This is a genomic window from Paenibacillus sp. FSL W8-0194 (genome assembly GCF_037969745.1).
Lineage (GTDB): Bacteria > Bacillota > Bacilli > Paenibacillales > Paenibacillaceae > Paenibacillus_AQ > Paenibacillus_AQ cookii.
Window position 1 is genome coordinate 4,792,216 of the sequence record NZ_CP150205.1, and the last position, 18,534, is coordinate 4,810,749.

Here is an 18,534-nt window from a genome sequence, read left to right on the forward strand (position 1 = left end):
CGAATTTTTATATTTCATCTCCAATTTCGGCTTTCGCAACCCAAGCCATTCAGTTGATTTTTCGTTCATCCTTCACCATATCGTGAATATCAACCTTCACCATCTTGGATAAATCATGAAAAAAAACATAGTGATCAATGAGATGGATATAAAATGATTTTATTTGATTTAATTCTTGTCTTTCCGTCCCATCTGTTTTGATTCGGACCAGATTCTTTTTCTTCGAATGATCACTATAATAAATCCAGCCATCCGAAACATTTATATATCGCGCATTATCGCTAGACAACATCGTTAGCTTGGTGCCGTCCGTTTTCATTTTGTATAACTTTTGGTCATAATTGAAGTACAACCAATCCCCTTCGATATTTAATTCGTTAATCAATTTCCCTTCTAAAAGTTTTACTTTTGAATTCCCATGGATATCGATCTTAATTAACTTATTGTAATATGACGTATAATACAGCGACTTACCGCTAACCACAATTTGGCTTGCATGATCATTATTCAATTGTATTTTGCCGGTCCCGTCTAAATTCATTCTATAGATGAAACCATCCTGAGGCCCTATATTGGTATAAAAAATATATTGATCTGTGACATTGACATGAAACGCAGAATTGGCTAATACTTGTTTTTCTGTCCCATCGATTTTTGCTTTCGTCAGCTTCCAGCCGTCAGAGTAATACAAGTAATCTCCAACAATATTGATATAGCCGGGAAACCCATCCATTAATTTTGTTTTTTCAGTTCCATCTTTTTTTACCTTATATAGCCCTCCTGCCGAAGAAAAACTTCTATAGTAGATCCATTCCCCCTTACTCGCATAGAATCCATCATTATTCAAATTCCCCGTACTATTTCCCGCAAAGGATGAGTTTTGATTTGAGCCAGCAAAAGTAACGTTCATGTTCACCAATAAAAAGAGCGCGATTATGAATATGGTTTTCCTCATTTTTTTCTCCTTTCTTTTTTGTGAATTGGTTATCCATCCGCTTAATAGCACCGCACCTGTTACTTTCATCCATTACCGTGTTATTATTTCATAACTTTTGGCTAACACCCAGCCGTTCATTCCGTACGAGGACATTAGAATGAAATATTTGTATCCTTCTTGAACCAATTCCTTTTCGACTTCATCCAAAGAATTAAACGTCGTCGGCCAACCATAATTTTGCCCCCTTAATATGAGCTCAGAGTTCTCTTTGATAAAACTGCTAAGGTCTGATTCACAAATATCAAGAATAATACTGTCTTTCAAGTGATGTTCAAAGAAATGATTAAATACACCATTAAAAATAATATCCGCCTCTTCTAGATTTTCTTTACCTTCATGTACTGTATGGATTGCAATGATATCTTTCTGAAAATCTACTTGATAAGACAGAATCGTATGATCGTGCACCATAGACAATTTTTTTCTCCTTTATGCCCTTTTACGGGAATATCACTTTCTTGTATGTGACGAATCAAGGGTGGAACCGCCGCTTAGATACAACCATGTTAACTGATGTCATACGCCATCCTGCTATACTAACGAAACCCCCAAATAAGTTTTCCGGTTTATTAATGATTGCTCCATTTCTTTTAAATACTTAAGCTGTTGTTTATTCAACTGATCTTTTTGCGAAAATTGATGATGATAAACAAATGAATAAAGATGCCTGAAGTTAACAAAAAAATTGACGTGTTTCAAGATTTCATTCACTGAATTCTCCATTAAATATCCCTCAACGAATGAATTAAAAAATACAGACGCAAACCGATCCCGCTCAGCTCTATCTTTAATCGTTTGCGAAGCATGATATACAGCAATTGCGATATCGTATGCAAACCAATGAAATTCACTGTCTCCAAAATCAATATAGGTGATTTCGTCCTTATCATACAGGAAATTATGGTGATTTAGGTCGCCGTGTATGATTCCATATGATTCTATAGACTTGCTCATTGATTTGATATCTTCAATACACTGCTCCCATTTCTCTTTAATCCTACTGTCAAACGAATCCATACTCATCTGATAAATCTTATGCTCATTCCATTCTGGCCGTTTGTACTTCCCTTTGTATATCTTGGATAAGGAATGCATTGTCCCCATCCCCTTGCCCCATTGCTTGAATAATTTTTCGTTCCAGTCTTCACCGTTAATATCAATATGGACTCCCTTCACCTTCTCGTAAGCTACGAAAAATAGATCATCCGTCAAATTATGGATATAGGATCTGCCACTTAGGATTATAGGAACCGTTACATTGACTCCATTTTCATGAAGGAATTGCGTCCATTCGATCTCAGACAGAACGTCCTCCTCAGTATGAATCCCTCTACTAAAAATCTTAACAACGATTGGTACTTCAGAAGAGATTTCGTAAACGTTATTATAATACCCACCAAGTATATGAATATCGGTTCCGTGATCGTCCAATACATCAAGAATTTGATTGAGTACAGATTTATGCTTCCTCGCTATAGTTCATGGCTAATGTCTGCTTAATAGAAATTTAGTCAATACTGCTCTGTAAGATGATTAATAGGGCGGGATGACTAGTGTGGACTACATTAAGCAGTAGTGACAATATGATTTCAGAGATGTTCAAAGTGGCGTTACAGTTGGAAGAACCATGGAAATTGACGCATGTTGAGTTTGACGATATGGATCAAGCTTGGCACCTGTTTATCGACTTTGCACGAGGAGCAACCTTCGCTTGTCCCTTATGCGGGATCGCTTGTAAAGCATATGACTCCGAGAAGAAGACCTGGCGACACTTGGACTTCTGGAATTGGAAAACATATATGCACGCCAGAATGCCACGAGTAAAATGCAAGGCGTGTAACAAGATAACGCAAGTATCGGTGAAGTGGGCCAGACCGCTTTCTCATTTCACTTTGCTCTTTGAAGCATGGGCGATGCGATTGATGGCGGAAATGCCCGTCAATGCGGCAGCCCGTGAGCTGAGAGAACATGACACACGGATGTGGCGCATCTTCCATCACTACGTCGATAAAGCGATGGCAGAGCTTGATATATCCAAGGTGAAACGGATTGCGATTGACGAGACGTCATCTAGGCGAGGGCACCGCTACATTACCCTGTTTGTTGATGTTGATCGCAAAACCGTGCTGTTTGCAACTGAAGGCAAAGGAATGGATACGTTGGAGCGCTTTAAGTCGTATCTGACAACAAAAGGTGCTGCCGCGCAGCAGATTGAAGAAGTATGCTGCGATATGTCACCCGCCTTTATCCGAGGCATTGAGGAATATTTTCCTGATGCCGAGATCACCTTTGACAAATTTCATGTGATGAAGCTGGTGGGCGAAGCCCTAGATGAGGTTCGAATTCAAGAGCAGAAGCAAACGCCAGAACTGAAGCGAACGAAATACATCTGGTTGAAGAACGAAGCAAACCTCAAAGCGGAGCAGAAAGAAACCTTACTGCGCCTAAAGGACAGCAACCTGCAGACTGGGCGGGCTTACCGTCTTAAGCTGGCCTTACAGGATCTCTGGACTACCCCGCATATTTTGGCGGATGTGTATTTGCGGGAATGGATTGGCTGGGCCACTCGATCAAAGCTCTCACCCATGATTAGCTTAGCCAAGACGATCAAGCAACATGAGGAAGGCATATTACGCTGGTTCCACAGCAAGATGACGAACGGTTTGCTCGAAGGTATTAATGGTCTGGTGCAAGCAGCCAAACGGCGAGCCAGAGGTTACCGCAACGTAGAAAATCTGATCGCCATGGTCTACATGACCGCGAATAAGCTCCGACTTCCAACGCTCGGAGCACGCCGAGCACAATAACCCTTACCGCCTTAACACCACGCTTCAGAGATTGAAACAGCGGTCAAGTGCTCTTCTTGAGGGCTGTTTCAATCTCTGAAATTCTCTTAGAGGCGGAAGGGTTATAAAACTAATATTTGCGCCTCTACCCACCCAGTAGAGCGAAGAGCCAGATTTATCAACCTTCATGGATCTCCCCTCCCCTAATTGTCGGATATGAGTTTAGTTCCCGTCATTCACGAATCGAGCCGGCCTTAGATCGCTCTATCTATGGGCCGGCTCGTGTATCGTCTGAAATATCTTCCATAATTATACATTGAATAACCGCGGGCGTCAGCCCCGCAGCGTGAATATGATGTACATGATGTCATATGGATTTCTTCAAAATTATGGAATTCTCCACTCATTAGCTTTTAATCCATAAATTGTTCTATCTATATATCTCCCGTTAATGTATTCATAATCTCTTAGTTCCCCTTCAAGTTTAAACCCTAATTTTTCAGGAATTGCACGGCTTTTTATATTGTCTGAAGCTGCTCCTATTTCGATTTTATTTAATCCAAGCTCCTCAAAGGCATAGTTTATTAATATTTTAGCGGCCTTCGTAATGAATCCCTTGCCCTCATATTCCTTCCCCAGCCAGTATCCAATTTCAGTTTTTTTATTTTCATGGTCTAAGTATAAGTAACCAATTGATCCCACAAGCTGATCTCCACACCATATTCCTAACCAGTAACCTTCATCCTTAGCGTATCTGAGACGTGTTCTTTCTATAAAAGTTCTTGAATCGTCCGCTGTTAATGTCATACTCGGGAACTTTAGCCACTTACCAATATGATCCCTGTTTCTGTCAATCAAATCATACAATTTTTCTGCATCTTTAATCTCCAATAACGACAAATAAGTAGAGTCATCCACCTCGTATTTAAACATCGTTTTTTTCTCCTTTGCTTCTAGGTAATAAGTTCTATATAATTTCCCCTAAATATGTTGTTGCATGCTTTCCTTTACTGTAAGAATCAATAAGACTTCTGAATCCTGCCGGAAATAACGGCTCTTCCATTATGTTGTCAATTTCTATCCATTCGATTCCTATCTGGTTTTTGTCCATTGCTGTCCCATCGATTACATCAGCTTCTTTCAGAATCGCGCTAAATATAAATTCAACCCTATGGATGCCTTCATCTAAAAAGCATTCCCTTACATATAGTAATTCTTGTACTTCAATTTCATATCCTGTTTCCTCTGTACATTCCCTGACCAGACATTCCTTAAGCATCTCGCCAGGCTCTTGCCCTCCTCCAGGCAATAAATAAAATACTTCATCCTTATCTTTAAGTTTGGTTACAAGTAATTTATTATTATGTATGATTACAGCTTTCGTTGAATTCCTTATCCTCATTGAAATCTCCTTTAGTATGTTTTGTATTGTTTGCAAGAATCTCTGATAGCCTTGTGCGGACCGAGAGATGGCGTGCAATTCAACCCTTTTTCAAAATAAGGAATCCAGGTAGCCGGGAAGCCAGTTTGATGCGCGATCTGATATAGATAGATCAACTGCTTCGTGATAAATAAGCATTCCTTGCAATGCCCTTCCCACCGGATGTTACCGTTCGTTTAATCCCTTGCCGTCGAGAATTTGCTGCGTACATTTTTCGACCCGGGACTCTCTGGTTTTGGATTGTTTGGGCGCCGAAAAGTAATACACGTACGCTCTCTGCCGCCCTGGCGTCAAGGCATCAAAGGCCGCTTTCAAGGCAGGGTTTTCATCGAGTTTATGTTGAAATTCTTGGGGAATATCAAGTTCTGTTTCTTTGATGATATCCACTTTCACGCCGGATTGTTCTACTTCAATGGCTTCGGCAATATAAGCTCTCAAGATGGGTTCCAGCCGTACGATTTCTTGGGTATCGTTGAACCGAATCTGGCGTCCTACCTTCGTATTCTCCCCGGTTTTGACAAGAATCCCATGAGGGTCTTGCAACAAATAACCTTTAAAAAACAGAAGCGCCAAGTAAGCTTTAAACCCTTGGATGATCACGATGTTTCGTCCCTGGGACGAATAACAAGGCTTCCCCCACTTCAATTCTTCGGTAAGCCCACAGTCCAGCAGGATCTCTCTCAACTTCTCCATTTCTTCAAGCCACTTCGTGGCTCTGCCTATATATGCATCTACTTTGGGATTCATTTTATTTTCCATGGCTATGCCTCATTCCTTTTCTCGCAGCAGTTAAGGTATATCATATTTGTTTACAGAAAGTTGTTTGCGGATACGGGGTGGGACGGTTAGCTGAATTCATCTCACAATCGGTTGGGTAGATTAGGAAATGATAAGATCATTTTAATGTGCATTGACCATGCAGCTCAACACCCTCCATTTTACCCTTTCAAAAGAGTCCCCTCATCGTTTCAGTTCCGTTCAAACGGATTGGTTAAAAAAATCGGGCAAATGTTGTTTTGCCCGAAACAGTTTAAAATGGATATATGGAACTGAGGCCGAAGGAATTCGATCAACCAGGAGGTCAAGATTTTGGTTTAAACGTAATTCCCAGCTTCTTAAAATACGGCTCCAGCTGCTCTGTCAACTGATCGATCTTCGATTCATCTTCCTCTGAGATTCGTTCTACATGAATGCTTCCATCCGGATCAAGCGTCTTGTCGTCATACGCCTTCAACTCATTGATCAAAGTTTGGAACTCATCGAATTCCTCTTTACCGAATGCCTGCCTGGCTTGGTCTACGATTCCTCCCCAGAAAGCAGCGTTATCTACCATTTTAACTTCCCTTTTTGGGGTTGATTGAATTTCGTTTAATTTATTAAAGATAGGCTCCAGCTCAGATGTTAAGCTTTTATAGCGTTTAAGCTCCTCTGCGCTCAAGCGCTCAGGGTGAACATCCCCATTAGCATCGGCAATGTTCAAATTCATTGTTTCCAACTCTTGAAGTAAAGACAGCCATTTAGTAAATTCCTCTTCACCGAGTTTTTGTTTGGCGCTCTGCAGCTTTGCCTCGAGCTCTTCGTACTGTTTTGGACTTACCCCATACTTGGAGATATTCTCCTGCGAACCGTAGATGGAATCCGCAATGTAATTGTACCCGGCATATGCACCAGTCGGGATTAACAAGGCCGCGGCCAACATGCCCGCAGCAATCCATTTTTTCATTCGCCGTCCAGTTTGAACAGTTACGACCTGGTTCAGTATTTTCCCCTTAAGATCAGCAGGTGCGCTCCAATCTTTGGTTTCTTCCGTAAAAGCCGTTTTTAATCTTTCATCAAGACTCATTTAGTTTCTCCACCCTTCCCAACGCCGGAATGTTCATATTCTGTTTGTTCCGTATCTTTTGCAGCGCAGCATGGATCCTTGATTTTACGGTACCGAGAGGGATCTCGAGTATGGCTGCAATCTCTTCTTGCGTGTAATCGTTTAAATAATGCAGGGTAATTACGATCTTCAGCTTAAAAGGAAGCCGGTCTACGCATGCAAGCAGCGAACGGTTCGATACCTTGTTCACCACTTCATTGGAGAAATCATAGGCCACCAGTTGTTCAATCTGTTCCACTCTTTTGATGATTCGTACATGTGTCCAACTTTTTCTTCGGTGGGCTTGAATTTGACGCATCACGATGCCCATGAACCAAGGCCGAAACGGCCTGTTTGCATCAAACTTGCCCAGAGACCGATATGCTTGAATGTAGATCTCCTGAATGACATCCTCTGCGTCAGACTGTTCTTTAACAAGAAAACAAACGGTTTTGTAAACGTCCTTGATGGTTGCTTCATACAGCTCGCCAAATGCATCTCGGCTTCCCGCTAATGTCAGTGCAACGAGCTTTGCATAATCAGTTGAATGATTCATCTGCCACCTCCCCCTTAGGCCTTACAGTATTTATTGGTAAAATCGAATGATATCGTTCGAATTATTTTCAAAATAAATCTGCTGAATGGTCAAAAAATGATAAAAGCCCTCCGTTTATAACCATCGAAGGACTTTTTTGGGGGTGTATTTAATTAAATTGGATTGTGGGGTATCTCCTATAAACTCTCTAGCCCGTATGGGATTTGTGCCTTTTGTCGTTCTTGCGAAAGACCATAAGTGAAAATAAAAGCCCCCATATAAAACCGGTTATATGACCGCTAATACTTATACGTTCCATAAGAAACGTACTGCCCCAACCAAGGAATGACCAAACAAATAACATAATAACCGTTTCTTTTCTGAAAACAACCCGTTTAGAAATCATGATGCAATAATATACAGCCATGATCCCAAAACAAATTCCCGAGGAGCCGACCAGACTGCTCGTTGACAATATTAAAAAGTCACCCATTGGAGTTAGTATGATATTCATCAATATGAAAATCATAAACTTGCCTCGCCCTAATATGTATTCAATGGGAGGAGCCATGATATATAGAAACAAATTGTTGCTTAGATAGTGTTGAATTCCATTATGTAAAAAAGCATAGGTGACGAACCTCCAAGGCTCATACCTTCCAGAGGTAATTCCAAACAAGGATTGGACATAGCCGCTTCCACAAATTCCATTGAAAATGACCGTAATGAAAAATAAGCAAGTGTTAATTGCAATGATATAAAACGTAACAGGATATAGCGTCCTAAATTCCTTAAGCGTATTCCCATATTCAATGTTCATTTGATTATTCCTCTTTGACCTCAGTTTCGGGCCACAGCGTCATCACGTTTCATGAACTAAACGCCAAACTGTTTTAAATGATGGGTTTCACAAACTTTCCTATAACCACCCCGAGCCAGCTTTTGGAGGAAGGAGAGTTCCCCGTCGCGATCTCCTGAAAAAGATATGAATGAAAAAATTTCATCCATATCATCAACCGCAGCCGGAGCATATTGGACCCTATTCCTTGGTTGCATCGATCTTCCTCCGGATTCTTGAAATAACCTGGTCGTGATCGAGTAATGCTTCCCCTTCGGTTACCTGTTTCTCAGCAATCAAAAGCTTTGACTGTAATTTAATCCGAGCTTCCATCCGGCGATAAGCCTCATGGCTCATAACAACAAGATCAGCTTCGCCATTTCGTGTTAAAATAACCGGTTCGTCGAGTTCATGACAATATTTTGAGAAACCATTATAATCCTGCCGGATTGTGGTTGAGGGCTTAATGTTCATTTTGCACTTCCCTTCTCCAAATGACATTATTCTATCATTAAAATCAAAACAATAACCACCAAAAGGGAAAATGTGCTAAGTACAGTTAGATTTCTGTTATGAAATTTTCATATAGTGAAATTTTAATCTATGCCAAGATCACAACCATAAGTGATTCGAGCTACTTCCTTACAAGCAGCGCCCTATTTCTTTTTTCTTATCACTTCAATCTTTCTCACTTCTCCTCTGATATAATCTTCATTTTTTTGCACAAATAATTACAGCAACACTGTTGCGGTGTTGCAGACTTAATATTGGATTTGATCGGGGGAGGGCAGAGTATGCTTACTATTTCCCGTGGCAATACTAAAACCATGGGAGGGAATGCTAAAATGAAAAAGACTAATCAAGAAGTTGAAAAATTGGTTCAACAAATCCTTAAAACAGCCCACGATGTAGGCCTGAAAGTTAGAAAAAAACCACAAAAAAAAGATGGCACAAATGCATCTTCCCAATAAATAATATTTTGTATTCTTCATGTGCAAGGCCATAGATCAGTGGAAAGCACCGAAATTTTCGAGCGATAATCACTCACTGATGGAGGGGAAGACTTGAAAAAAAAGTGGATAATAGCCATCTCTTTAGCTCTATGCCTATTTGTTTCAAGTATAGTGTTCGCTGAAAACCCGATAAAAGTTATTTTTCATAACAAGGAGATTCAATCTGCCGTTTCCCCGCAAATCATAGAAGGAAAAATCATGGTTCCTCTTCAAGCCATTGGTGAAGAACTCGGATATGATGTAAAATTTGACCATCAAAAAAACACATTGCATATCATTGAAAAGATGCCTCCTCTAAAATTAGTTGCATCCTTACCAGAAGCTAATGCTGCCCTTTATGCAACTGAAAAAAATTGTGACTTTACAAATTTGGAGCTCCGAGTTAGGAATCAAACAAAGCATTTTCCTTACTGGCGAAGTTCAGCCAATCGAGACATAAAGATTTTATATTCAGATATCAATAATGATGAAAAAAAGAATTAATTATTGTCCTAACGCCTGGAACCGGAACTGGTGTATCTGAAAGAGAAGTCCATGTTTTTGCTTTAGATAAATACTTACACGAGAGCCTTGTAGAAAACCCTGTTATTGTTTCCCAAAAGTACGTAGAAACCAAATTAACACCATCAGAAGCTGAAATTATTATTGGTCCAAAGAAAAACACCATCAATCTGAAGATTTTGGGAATCCAACCTTCCCATCTATTAAATGATATTGCTTACGGTAGTGTCATTGATTTTGATGTGTTAAACGAAAGTTTAAGAGCAATAATGCCAACACAGCTTACTCCAGGAGGAACCAGCGCTGGAACCATAATAATTACTTATGGGTTCAAAAATAACTTATATTATGCTAAAAAAATTGAATTTGAACCGTTATTCAATTAAACAAAGCCTACCAAATGGTAGGCTTTGTTTAACACGCTCAATACCCTTGAACTCGGAAAAAAACATGATTTCCCAATACAACTTTTTCAACAATAAGTTTGTAATTCTTGCCGTCAAATGTATACATCTCGTTAATGTCTACTTTGATTGTTTTTTGTTCCCATATCGATGATTTTACAAACCACAGACATTTACCGATTGGATTATTCTGAGCTGTATATTCTGTGCAATAGCAAGGCTATCTTTCCATGCTTGTGAATTTCTATCTGGGCATCGAGCAAAAGACGTTGTCATTCCTTGGAAAGCTGCGATACCATTGTTCGTCTTCAAAATTCCCCTTCTAAGGTTGCTCCCCCAAATTCATCAATATTTTTCTCTTTTCTGTTTTTAATGCAGTGTGCAACTCCTTGTTTTCCAAAAAAACCTTCCCCTTGTGCCTCTGAATAAATAACTCGCGCCAGCAAATCAGCTCCCGTCCAGCGAATTCTGACAAACCTGTACTGTCAGCCAAACAGGTGGGGCATCTACTCCTGCACTCATTGTATTCCAAACTGTATAAACAAAAAAACCAAGCAAAGAAGCCCTACGAAGGGGCTTCTTTGCTTGGTCTGAATAAACTAATTATTCATAAAATGCGTATCCTGTAATCAGAGTTCGAGATCCCCTGCTAACACTGTCCACCTTCCATACCCCATTTGTAAACACAAGCGTAATTGACCGATCCTCTATATATTGGTCTTCCCCCATCAAACCATTTGCTAGTATGACAGACTGTGAAAGTAGAGCTTTTGTCTGACTGATATATTCAGGCAAAGTAATAGGAGCTGTATAAGTATTTTCTGTACCCAGTCCTTTATTTTGAACAACCGATTTTATCAGTTTATCAGTAAAATACGGTTTAAAATGTGCACTAACATTTTTCAGTGATGCTGTATTCCCTGCTTCGTTTAGCTTCTCGGACAACACCTTTAAACGTGCATCCGTAATTTTTTGTTTTTCTGGGATTTGAACAGACGGTTGATCCATGTTAATAATGATGTGCTTTCCATCCAATACGACGCTTGCTTTCTTCGCTTTATTATCCCATGTAACACTGGCTCCGAGTGATTGACTTACAAATCCTAACGGAACATAAGTCGTTCCTTTCATAATTTGCGTAGCAGTATCGAGACTAATGTATTCCCGATGAGGAGTATTAGGAAATTCAGCAGTCGGCGGCGTTTCAACAATAGCCCCCTTGAAATTTGCAGCAAGGCGAATTGTCGAGTCGCCCTTTTGAATTTTAACTTCTTTGTTTTCTTGAGACCATTTTACATTCGCTCCCAGATTTTCAGAAACGGCACGCAGCGGAATGAGGACTCGACCACTATTAATTTGACCATTATTAATTATCACTTCTTTTGATGCATCCGCAGCATAAATCGGAACAGATGTCATAGGCAAAGCAAATAAGGCGAAGGCAAGTACGGATGCAGTCCACTTTTTAAGCATAAAAATCCTCCCAACTTTCATGTCATCAGATATATAGACACTATTTCTTTCTACTTTGTTACATTACCCATGCAAAAAGACCATGATCCATTGACCATGATCTTCCGGAAAAAATATAACGAGAAGAATGAACAGAAAGCCTAGACCGACTTCTCATTAACCAGGTAATTTCGCAGATCCTGTTATACAAAATTGAAATTAACTTCAAAGTAATCACTTCAATTCATATAGACAACACCTTTAATCTTGTGTTTCTTTATGAACCGATTGAATGGCTTGAGCAAGCTGCTTTAAGGAGAAGTCCAAACGATCCAGTTTCTCACCTATCGTCTGTAAGACATAGCGTATCAAAATGAAACACAAAGTTACCGGAAAACCCACATTTGTAATTAATGATATTGTATCCGTAACTTCCATATACCGTACCCTCCTTTTCGAATTTCTATCTATTAGGAAACTCGATTTACCATTTAACAACAAAAAAATGATACAATAAAAAATGGGAACAAACGTTCCTATTTTAGTTGTAAAATTACCCCTTGTTTTCCCTATATATACACGATGATCACAAAAGGGAGAGATACAAATGGAACAAACAGAAATTTATGAACACTATAAAACAGAAATTTATCGTATTGGTTGGAGAGTTCAATATCAAGCCAGAAAAATACGAAATCGTGAACGTTCCTTCAATGATAAAGAGCCCTCCTACTCAAACTTTGCTACGGAAACAGAAGAAAAAATGTGGGTTCGCCAATTGCTTGACACGTTACCTCCTCAGAGAAAATCAATTATAGAAAAAATATATCTACAAGGCCTTACGGAAGTTGAAGTAGCGAAACAGCTTAACATTAGTCAACAGGCGGTGAACAAATGGAAGCGAAAAATGCTTGCACAACTATCTCTAATAGCGAAATGATAAAACTTCTTGAAGCTGCCAAACAAAAGGATCGTACTGCGATGTTGAAACTCATAGACCTTTTTAGAGATGATATTTTGAGAATTAGTCAATTTATCCATTTGCCTAAGGAAGACGCCATATCAACTATCATTACTGAGTTTCTTGAACTTGTACAAGCTTCAGATAACAATGGTGTAATGCAATACAACAAGAATATTACAAAAGTGCATTCCAACTTTAGAGCCATTGGCCATTTACCTCGACCTGACCCCAGAAAGACTGTGAATTGACCTCGGCTAAAATCAGACAAGTCAGTTCTGAATAAGAGCTCTTCGATCAACTTGAGCTTGTTAACAAAAAATACGGAATAACCCGCATTATAATATGACCCTAGGGGGCCTCATTTCGATGGACCACGATACTTCATCGTATTGCAGTAAAACCATGAAATTATTGAATCTAGACAAATTAAAACGAAAATAGCCGAATTTTATCACTCTATGTTATTATGTAGGAAAATATTGGTGTGAGGAGCCGCATGGGGGCTAAAAACGCGGTTATAGCAGGTGACTATCAAAAAAAATAGTGTTAAATACAGGCAAATGTATTGCGATTGCGACTGGTTTTCTCAAGAGAGTAGAGCTTACAAAAGATACGGTAGAAGCATATGAAGTTGTAGATGAAAGCAGTCAGACCAGCGCTGTTAGTGCTGTAGGTCGCGGATTAGCTGGCTCGCTTCTTTTGGGGCCTGTCGGAATGCTGGCAGGACTCTCGGCGAAAAAGAAAGGAACGCATACTGTCGCAGTACAATTTAAAGATGGTTCAAAAAGCTTGCTCGAAATCGATGATAAAATGTACAAAAAACTTATGACAGATTTATTTTAAAAGAAACTACAGAGAGCATAGAGCCCTAAAAGGGGCTCTTTTTTCTACTAGGGAGGTACGCCTTCTTACGAGGCCCGTAAAAAATCCCAATGGAACCTGCCGCTTTTTCCGGAAATAGTTGGAATTCAAGGCCGTGCTTAATTAAACAGAAGGCTGAACGGGTTTCCGCTTGCATGCTTACACGAAACGTCCCCCACATGCAACCTTTCATCCTTTCGGGACGTCAAAGATCAGGGAAACAAAAATTTTAGGAATAACTTGCATTTCAATTATACAATTGTATAATTAATTGTATTAGACAATTGTATAACAGTGAGGGAAAACCATGGAAAAAATAAAACGATTGCCAGATGCAGAACTGGAAGTAATGCTAATCATCTGGAAGACGGGGCAATCGATAAATTCCTCTTACATTCTGGATCAACTTCGGGATAAGCGGAATTGGTCATTGCCTACTCTTATGACTGTCCTTGCACGGTTAACGGAAAAAGGATTTCTAATTTGTGAGAAAGAAGGTCGAAATAACAGGTACTCTGCAGCCATATCGGAAAGCGAATATAAGGAGAGCGAAGGCAAATCCACATTGATGAAACTGTTCGGCAACTCGGTTCAAGACATGGTGATGTCCTTGTACAACGGGAAAGCGATTAACAAAAACGATCTTGCCGAGCTGCGGGAGCTCATTGATAAAGTGGAAAGGGAGGAGAGCTGATGATCAGCCTGTTTTCAGACTATCTGAACATTTCGATTACGACCAGCTTACTCATTGTAATCTTACTTTTCCTGACTCCCCTGTTGCGCAAACATTATTCGGCAAAATGGACTTACTGGATATGGATGGTTTTGGCGATCCGATTGCTATTGCCTTTCCATTTTTCATTTGACAAGAGCTTAATCGATATTCCGTTACCCAGTAACCCAATTATGAACCCTACCGCTCAAGGCATGTCGCAAGTAAACACGCAAGTAGAAAATCCACTTGCAGCACAGCCCATACAGGTACAGACATCCGTCGAACCGGCCGTCCATGCCCCGTCTCTTTTCTATATTCTAGCTACAATCTGGCTGATCGGGGCGGTGTTGTTTCTCGCGTATCATGTCGCAGGATACTACACGTTCAGAAAACAGGCGCTTCGCTGGAGCAGACCCATCGAGAGTAAACTAATCGCAGCCCGAATCCGAAACATGATGCTCGAAATGGGCGTCCCCTTGTCTATCCCTGTGCTAACCAGCGAAAAAGTGCCAAATCCGATGCTTGTCGGTTTCAGAAAACCACTGCTGCTTTTGCCGCATGAGCAGTATTCCGAAGAAGAATTGACGTTCATCATCAAGCATGAGCTGGTCCATTATCAGCGCCATGACATTCTGTATAAGTTGCTGCTCGTAACGGTGCATGCTCTACATTGGTTTAATCCTTTTGTATGGCTGCTCGTCCGGGAAGCCAGTCGAGAAATTGAATTGTACTGCGACGATACTGTCGTGTTTAAGCAAAGCCTAGCCTATCGCAAAAAATATTGCGAAGTCATTCTCTCTGTCATGCAGAAGCCGAGTCCTCGCTTTTTAGCATTATCCACGAATTTTTTAGGAGGGAAACATACCATGAAACAAAGATTCAAGTCCATCCTGAGTATGAAGAAGAAACGAAGTGGACTTATGCTGTTCTGTGCCGTTGTCCTTTCGCTGGGCGTATTAGCAGCCTGCGCCAATGTTACAAGCGGAAACAGCGCGGCCTTCAAACCCGGTACGATCTATTCTAACCTCGTCGGGGACCAAGTTGTCTCCTATGACGCGGGCAATTCCTATTCGATTGATAAGGAAGGCCATGTTTCCATCTCATATCGAAATGGGAAAGTGACTGCAAAAACGCCTTTACAATTAGATATGGCAAGGGAATCCTTCGACCGAGGACTAAGCGAAGGCAGCTTTTTCATCTCCGAAGATAAAACTGCCATTGTATATAATCCCGATCCTGACAAATTCGCTCCGGTTCATGTTCTGATCAGCGACAACATGGGCAAGACATGGAACGAGACCGTCGTTCAAAACGAAGACGCCAAGGGTGATGAGCTATTCATCGGTTTCACATCGGAAAAAGAAGGCTGGATGGTTGTCGGCCACGGATGCGGAGTCGCATGCGCAGAAAACTTTGTCTTTCAGACTTCGGATGGCGGAAAAACATGGATCGAAACAGGAAATCCGAATGATCAGTATTCGGAACATTTAACGGGGGTCGGTTTCGCTAACCCCGATACCGGCTTTTTAGGATACAGATATTTCACAGCGCCCGATCCGATCATTTATTGGACTAAGGATCGAGGAAAGACTTGGGATCGACTCCCTGTCAGCCTGCCAGAAAAGTTTGAGAATTATTCAAAAAACCCGCTCTCGCCTTTCTTTAACGGGAAAGAAGGACGTTTTCCTATTAGCCTGTCCGGGGATAATGGAATTATTGGAACCATTTATTTATCCAGCAAGGATGGAGGCTTAACTTGGGCTTATGACGCATCCCTGGATAAGTTAAAATAACCAAAAAAATTAAAGAAAGAGCGGCTGTCTATACAGGCCGCTCTTTCTTTTGCCATTCATGAAAAATTACTTTTTCCAACCTCCGCCGCCATTAGAAGAAGACTCTACATAGTCTACTTTAATTTTTGCAGCATCAGTGCCAAGGTCGGTGTTGTATTTATACTGCCGAAGGTTCCAATCATCGAAAGTGCCAGGCCAACTATCTACGATGAACGTATACCGTTCGGTAGCCGAGTAAGCGCCACGGATGTAAGAACAAACTGCTCTTGAACCGTAAATACCCATTTTGTACCCGTGCGGATTCTTGGAACTGTTATTCAAGACCGACAGTACCCCTTGAAAATAAGGAACGACCTTATCCTTGATCTCCTGTGTAGTCCAATCCCGAGTGTCCACTGTGAAATAAATGGGAGTTCCATTGGGTTGTCCCAAGTTGCCTGCCAGCTTTACAGCGTCTGTGGCATCGCTAACACCATTAGCGTTAGTAAAATAGTCTTGTTTGGTAGCCCCATTCTTTTCATAAATGGATACAATGAACAATCCGCCGTCCGAAATGGTGTCCACTTCGGCAGTTGTCAATTCGTCATGCGCTCCCTCAACGCGGTTCAGGTAGCGGCCAACAAAGGTCATTTTGTAATCTTTAAGCGTCTTCAACCGTGCCGCCGTCACTCTTGTTGCTGTATCACAACCAAGTGCCATATGAAAACAACTCCTTATTTAATAGTTTTGACAATGAAAAGTCCGTTCCCGGGTTTGAACTTTTCTCGCCTTCACTTAATAAGGAGATTGATCAGTATGAATTACAACCAAATGAAGTGCCCTTTTATTCTTTTAGTACAAAAAAAGTGAATCCTCCCCTAAAAAGAGCAATGAATGTCCCGCGCGGGTGCTGATTCCATTACGTTCTGTGTCGGAGCATATGGGCGCGAAGGTTGATTGGAATCAACAAACCAAGCAAATCACAATTACCAAGGATAGTACGACCATAAAGCTCACGATTAATTCCCCGAAAGTGTCGGTCAACCAATCGCAGCACCTTTGACGCATCAACGGCGGCTATAACATGATTTGCATTGCTTCCGCCAGCTCCGTTCAGTTTGCGGCTTAAATTGAGGAAGATTGCCCAATTACTATTATTATCCTTAACACTTGTTCTCCCAAGCACTACTATGGCCTACGGTAGCTCGCTTTGGGTCGGGGGGATCGGAGCCTATTCCGGCGGTTCTATCCAACAAATTCAAGGAGCCCAAGCTGTAATTACTATGCCCAGTAGTTTCCCTTCAGTACTTTCTGGTCAGATAACAACAGGGTATGTCGCTGTCACTAACGCTCCCGCAATTGTTCAAGCAGGGTTTGCGTTCGAACCTAGTGTAAGTTCGGTAAATCCTCACCATTATTTAGGATACAGGGCATCAAATACTAGCTATCAAGAGATTCGTTTATTATCAGGACCTGCCAAAAGTGCCAGCACCACATATACAGTGAAGAAAGAAAGTGGTTATTGGAAGGGATACTATAATGGGAGTCTGATTGGTTCGACAAATACGAACGTATCTCCGATAAAAGTGGAATATTTAAATGAAACATACGATGATGCAGAAAAATGGATGGGGACAAGCAGTTCTAACCCATTAAAATTCTCTCAAGTCCAGTATTGGGATGGGAGTGCCAGTTCAAGCGATACATCAAAATGGGTCTGGAGAAAACCTTCTTTGCAGTTCATGAACGATGGTGCATCTGGTATTAATTATAACAATTATAGTTCATCCGGATATTGGACATCATACGATTTAGGAGGTATATAACATGATGAAGACAAAAAACATAATTATTACACTGGTGATACTTACGGCTTTGGCTGTACCTTCAATCTCAGCAGTAAATGCTGCTGATACTGATTACGAATCAACGAGGACTACAGTGGAAGATACAGCACCTCAAGTTTTGGATAATCCCGAGACTTCAATTGATTTAAACGCCCTAAACAGATTTAATATAAAACTAAACAAGCCAAATGGAATTACCACACAAGCAATCACAATATCGGAAAATGATGCTATTAAGGCAGCATCTGAGCACTTCCCAATGTCGTCTTCTGCAAAAAATATTAAGGTGGAATATCAGCTTTTAACTGCTCCAGACATTCAGACCTTTCCTGAAAATGCTATTCGTAAAAACGAAAAGCTGAAAAGCAATGGTTTGAATGGAACACCTGTGTATATTGTTATTTTCCAAGGAGTCTTTTTCCCTTCAGCAGGAGGAGCGATTAAAGAAGGTAAAACGCAGCATGTGACTTTTACAGAGAACAATGTTGTTGTAGACGCATCTTCTGGTGAAGTATTATTCTCTTTTAGCTACAGATAAATATTTTCC

At 40.7% G+C, this 18,534-nt stretch carries 23 protein-coding genes; 10 read left to right on the plus strand and 13 right to left on the minus strand.

The window, feature by feature from the left end; genetic code table 11:
* Window positions 1-49: 49 nt before the first annotated feature.
* The 3 genes from MKY58_RS21905 to MKY58_RS21915 all read right to left on the minus strand — a co-directional run bounded on the left by MKY58_RS21905 (window position 50) and on the right by MKY58_RS21915 (window position 2,428).
* Window positions 50-955, minus strand: coding sequence for a DUF5050 domain-containing protein (locus MKY58_RS21905; protein ID WP_339322099.1), 906 nt, complete (start codon window positions 953-955; stop codon window positions 50-52).
* Window positions 956-1,027: 72 nt separating this feature from the next.
* The gene (locus MKY58_RS21910; protein WP_339322100.1) at window positions 1,028-1,408 is read right to left on the minus strand and encodes a hypothetical protein; all 381 of its coding nucleotides are present in this window, start codon (window positions 1,406-1,408) and stop codon (window positions 1,028-1,030) included.
* 120 nt (window positions 1,409-1,528) lie between these two features.
* Window positions 1,529-2,428: a phosphotransferase gene (locus tag MKY58_RS21915; protein WP_339322101.1), complete on the minus strand. Its 900-nt coding sequence runs from the start codon at window positions 2,426-2,428 to the stop codon at window positions 1,529-1,531.
* Window positions 2,429-2,580: 152 nt separating this feature from the next.
* Here MKY58_RS21915 and MKY58_RS21920 point away from each other — a divergent pair, with 152 nt between their 5' ends.
* Window positions 2,581-3,804, plus strand: coding sequence for an ISL3 family transposase (locus tag MKY58_RS21920; protein ID WP_036715897.1), 1,224 nt, complete (start codon window positions 2,581-2,583; stop codon window positions 3,802-3,804).
* Between the two features lie 366 nt (window positions 3,805-4,170).
* On the opposite strand, the gene MKY58_RS21925 is transcribed toward MKY58_RS21920, so the two are convergent.
* The 6 genes from MKY58_RS21925 to MKY58_RS21950 form a co-directional block, all read right to left on the minus strand.
* Window positions 4,171-4,716 carry a GNAT family protein gene (locus tag MKY58_RS21925; protein WP_339322102.1) on the minus strand — a complete coding sequence of 182 codons (546 nt, stop codon included), beginning with the start codon at window positions 4,714-4,716 and terminating at the stop codon, window positions 4,171-4,173.
* A gap of 34 nt (window positions 4,717-4,750) precedes the next feature.
* Window positions 4,751-5,185: an NUDIX domain-containing protein gene (locus MKY58_RS21930; RefSeq protein WP_339322103.1), complete on the minus strand. Its 435-nt coding sequence runs from the start codon at window positions 5,183-5,185 to the stop codon at window positions 4,751-4,753.
* 204 nt (window positions 5,186-5,389) lie between these two features.
* Complete coding sequence (locus tag MKY58_RS21935; protein WP_339322104.1) at window positions 5,390-5,983, minus strand: YdeI/OmpD-associated family protein; 594 nt, start codon at window positions 5,981-5,983, stop codon at window positions 5,390-5,392.
* Between the two features lie 322 nt (window positions 5,984-6,305).
* Window positions 6,306-7,067: a DUF3600 domain-containing protein gene (locus MKY58_RS21940; protein WP_339322105.1), complete on the minus strand. Its 762-nt coding sequence runs from the start codon at window positions 7,065-7,067 to the stop codon at window positions 6,306-6,308.
* A complete protein-coding gene (locus MKY58_RS21945; RefSeq protein WP_339322106.1) occupies window positions 7,057-7,641 on the minus strand; it encodes a sigma-70 family RNA polymerase sigma factor in 585 nt (194 codons plus the stop codon). The genes MKY58_RS21940 and MKY58_RS21945 overlap by 11 nt, the downstream gene beginning before the upstream one ends.
* Window positions 7,642-8,659: 1,018 nt before the next feature.
* Window positions 8,660-8,932: a type II toxin-antitoxin system Phd/YefM family antitoxin gene (locus MKY58_RS21950; protein ID WP_339322107.1), complete on the minus strand. Its 273-nt coding sequence runs from the start codon at window positions 8,930-8,932 to the stop codon at window positions 8,660-8,662.
* A gap of 320 nt (window positions 8,933-9,252) precedes the next feature.
* Here MKY58_RS21950 and MKY58_RS21955 point away from each other — a divergent pair, with 320 nt between their 5' ends.
* Both MKY58_RS21955 and MKY58_RS21960 read left to right on the plus strand, forming a co-directional pair.
* Window positions 9,253-9,429, plus strand: a complete 177-nt coding sequence (locus MKY58_RS21955; protein ID WP_339322108.1) for a hypothetical protein — start codon at window positions 9,253-9,255, stop codon at window positions 9,427-9,429.
* A 93-nt stretch (window positions 9,430-9,522) separates the two neighbouring features.
* Window positions 9,523-9,954: a stalk domain-containing protein gene (locus tag MKY58_RS21960; RefSeq protein ID WP_339322109.1), complete on the plus strand. Its 432-nt coding sequence runs from the start codon at window positions 9,523-9,525 to the stop codon at window positions 9,952-9,954.
* 730 nt (window positions 9,955-10,684) lie between these two features.
* On the opposite strand, the gene MKY58_RS21965 is transcribed toward MKY58_RS21960, so the two are convergent.
* The 3 genes from MKY58_RS21965 to MKY58_RS21975 form a co-directional block, all read right to left on the minus strand.
* Window positions 10,685-10,822 (minus strand): hypothetical protein, encoded by a 138-nt coding sequence (locus MKY58_RS21965; protein ID WP_339322110.1) that lies wholly within the window; start codon window positions 10,820-10,822, stop codon window positions 10,685-10,687.
* Window positions 10,823-10,979: 157 nt separating this feature from the next.
* Entirely contained in the window at window positions 10,980-11,849 is an 870-nt protein-coding gene (locus MKY58_RS21970) for a copper amine oxidase N-terminal domain-containing protein (protein WP_339322111.1), read from the minus strand.
* 240 nt (window positions 11,850-12,089) lie between these two features.
* Window positions 12,090-12,266, minus strand: coding sequence for a hypothetical protein (locus MKY58_RS21975; protein WP_339321510.1), 177 nt, complete (start codon window positions 12,264-12,266; stop codon window positions 12,090-12,092).
* Window positions 12,267-12,435: 169 nt separating this feature from the next.
* Between MKY58_RS21975 and MKY58_RS21980 the strand changes: the two genes are divergently transcribed.
* From MKY58_RS21980 to MKY58_RS22000, 5 genes are all read left to right on the plus strand, one after another.
* On the plus strand, window positions 12,436-12,768 hold the full coding sequence (locus MKY58_RS21980) for a sigma-70 family RNA polymerase sigma factor (RefSeq protein ID WP_339322112.1): 333 nt from the start codon (window positions 12,436-12,438) through the stop codon (window positions 12,766-12,768).
* Window positions 12,723-13,040 (plus strand): hypothetical protein, encoded by a 318-nt coding sequence (locus MKY58_RS21985; protein WP_339322113.1) that lies wholly within the window; start codon window positions 12,723-12,725, stop codon window positions 13,038-13,040. Before MKY58_RS21980 ends, MKY58_RS21985 begins: the two co-directional genes overlap by 46 nt.
* A gap of 295 nt (window positions 13,041-13,335) precedes the next feature.
* Complete coding sequence (locus MKY58_RS21990) at window positions 13,336-13,635, plus strand: hypothetical protein (protein ID WP_339322114.1); 300 nt, start codon at window positions 13,336-13,338, stop codon at window positions 13,633-13,635.
* A 325-nt stretch (window positions 13,636-13,960) separates the two neighbouring features.
* Window positions 13,961-14,347 carry a BlaI/MecI/CopY family transcriptional regulator gene (locus tag MKY58_RS21995; RefSeq protein ID WP_339322115.1) on the plus strand — a complete coding sequence of 129 codons (387 nt, stop codon included), beginning with the start codon at window positions 13,961-13,963 and terminating at the stop codon, window positions 14,345-14,347.
* Window positions 14,347-16,161, plus strand: coding sequence for a M56 family metallopeptidase (locus MKY58_RS22000; RefSeq protein ID WP_339322116.1), 1,815 nt, complete (start codon window positions 14,347-14,349; stop codon window positions 16,159-16,161). The genes MKY58_RS21995 and MKY58_RS22000 overlap by 1 nt, the downstream gene beginning before the upstream one ends.
* 66 nt (window positions 16,162-16,227) lie before the next feature.
* Here the strand turns inward: MKY58_RS22000 and MKY58_RS22005 are convergent, their stop codons facing one another.
* Entirely contained in the window at window positions 16,228-16,860 is a 633-nt protein-coding gene (locus MKY58_RS22005; RefSeq protein ID WP_339321504.1) for a glycoside hydrolase domain-containing protein, read from the minus strand.
* Between the two features lie 470 nt (window positions 16,861-17,330).
* Between MKY58_RS22005 and MKY58_RS22010 the strand changes: the two genes are divergently transcribed.
* Entirely contained in the window at window positions 17,331-17,966 is a 636-nt protein-coding gene (locus MKY58_RS22010; protein ID WP_339322117.1) for a hypothetical protein, read from the plus strand.
* A 1-nt stretch (window position 17,967) separates the two neighbouring features.
* Window positions 17,968-18,525, plus strand: a complete 558-nt coding sequence (locus tag MKY58_RS22015) for a hypothetical protein (RefSeq protein WP_339322118.1) — start codon at window positions 17,968-17,970, stop codon at window positions 18,523-18,525.
* The last annotated feature ends 9 nt before the right edge of the window (window positions 18,526-18,534 follow it).

What these genes read in the sequence shown, in the direction of transcription:
- MKY58_RS21905 (WP_339322099.1), bottom strand. Translation starts at nt 955, where the DNA reads ATGAGGAAAACCATATTCATAATCGCGCTCTTTTTATTGGTGAACATG.
- MKY58_RS21910 (WP_339322100.1), bottom strand. Translation starts at nt 1,408, where the DNA reads ATGGTGCACGATCATACGATTCTGTCTTATCAAGTAGATTTTCAGAAA.
- MKY58_RS21920 (WP_036715897.1), top strand. Translation starts at nt 2,581, where the DNA reads ATGATTTCAGAGATGTTCAAAGTGGCGTTACAGTTGGAAGAACCATGG.
- MKY58_RS21925 (WP_339322102.1), bottom strand. Translation starts at nt 4,716, where the DNA reads ATGTTTAAATACGAGGTGGATGACTCTACTTATTTGTCGTTATTGGAG.
- MKY58_RS21930 (WP_339322103.1), bottom strand. Translation starts at nt 5,185, where the DNA reads ATGAGGATAAGGAATTCAACGAAAGCTGTAATCATACATAATAATAAA.
- MKY58_RS21935 (WP_339322104.1), bottom strand. Translation starts at nt 5,983, where the DNA reads ATGGAAAATAAAATGAATCCCAAAGTAGATGCATATATAGGCAGAGCC.
- MKY58_RS21940 (WP_339322105.1), bottom strand. Translation starts at nt 7,067, where the DNA reads ATGAGTCTTGATGAAAGATTAAAAACGGCTTTTACGGAAGAAACCAAA.
- MKY58_RS21945 (WP_339322106.1), bottom strand. Translation starts at nt 7,641, where the DNA reads ATGAATCATTCAACTGATTATGCAAAGCTCGTTGCACTGACATTAGCG.
- MKY58_RS21950 (WP_339322107.1), bottom strand. Translation starts at nt 8,932, where the DNA reads ATGAACATTAAGCCCTCAACCACAATCCGGCAGGATTATAATGGTTTC.
- MKY58_RS21955 (WP_339322108.1), top strand. Translation starts at nt 9,253, where the DNA reads ATGCTTACTATTTCCCGTGGCAATACTAAAACCATGGGAGGGAATGCT.
- MKY58_RS21970 (WP_339322111.1), bottom strand. Translation starts at nt 11,849, where the DNA reads ATGCTTAAAAAGTGGACTGCATCCGTACTTGCCTTCGCCTTATTTGCT.
- MKY58_RS21975 (WP_339321510.1), bottom strand. Translation starts at nt 12,266, where the DNA reads ATGGAAGTTACGGATACAATATCATTAATTACAAATGTGGGTTTTCCG.
- MKY58_RS21980 (WP_339322112.1), top strand. Translation starts at nt 12,436, where the DNA reads ATGGAACAAACAGAAATTTATGAACACTATAAAACAGAAATTTATCGT.
- MKY58_RS21985 (WP_339322113.1), top strand. Translation starts at nt 12,723, where the DNA reads ATGGAAGCGAAAAATGCTTGCACAACTATCTCTAATAGCGAAATGATA.
- MKY58_RS21995 (WP_339322115.1), top strand. Translation starts at nt 13,961, where the DNA reads ATGGAAAAAATAAAACGATTGCCAGATGCAGAACTGGAAGTAATGCTA.
- MKY58_RS22000 (WP_339322116.1), top strand. Translation starts at nt 14,347, where the DNA reads ATGATCAGCCTGTTTTCAGACTATCTGAACATTTCGATTACGACCAGC.
- MKY58_RS22005 (WP_339321504.1), bottom strand. Translation starts at nt 16,860, where the DNA reads ATGGCACTTGGTTGTGATACAGCAACAAGAGTGACGGCGGCACGGTTG.
- MKY58_RS22010 (WP_339322117.1), top strand. Translation starts at nt 17,331, where the DNA reads ATGGCCTACGGTAGCTCGCTTTGGGTCGGGGGGATCGGAGCCTATTCC.
- MKY58_RS22015 (WP_339322118.1), top strand. Translation starts at nt 17,968, where the DNA reads ATGATGAAGACAAAAAACATAATTATTACACTGGTGATACTTACGGCT.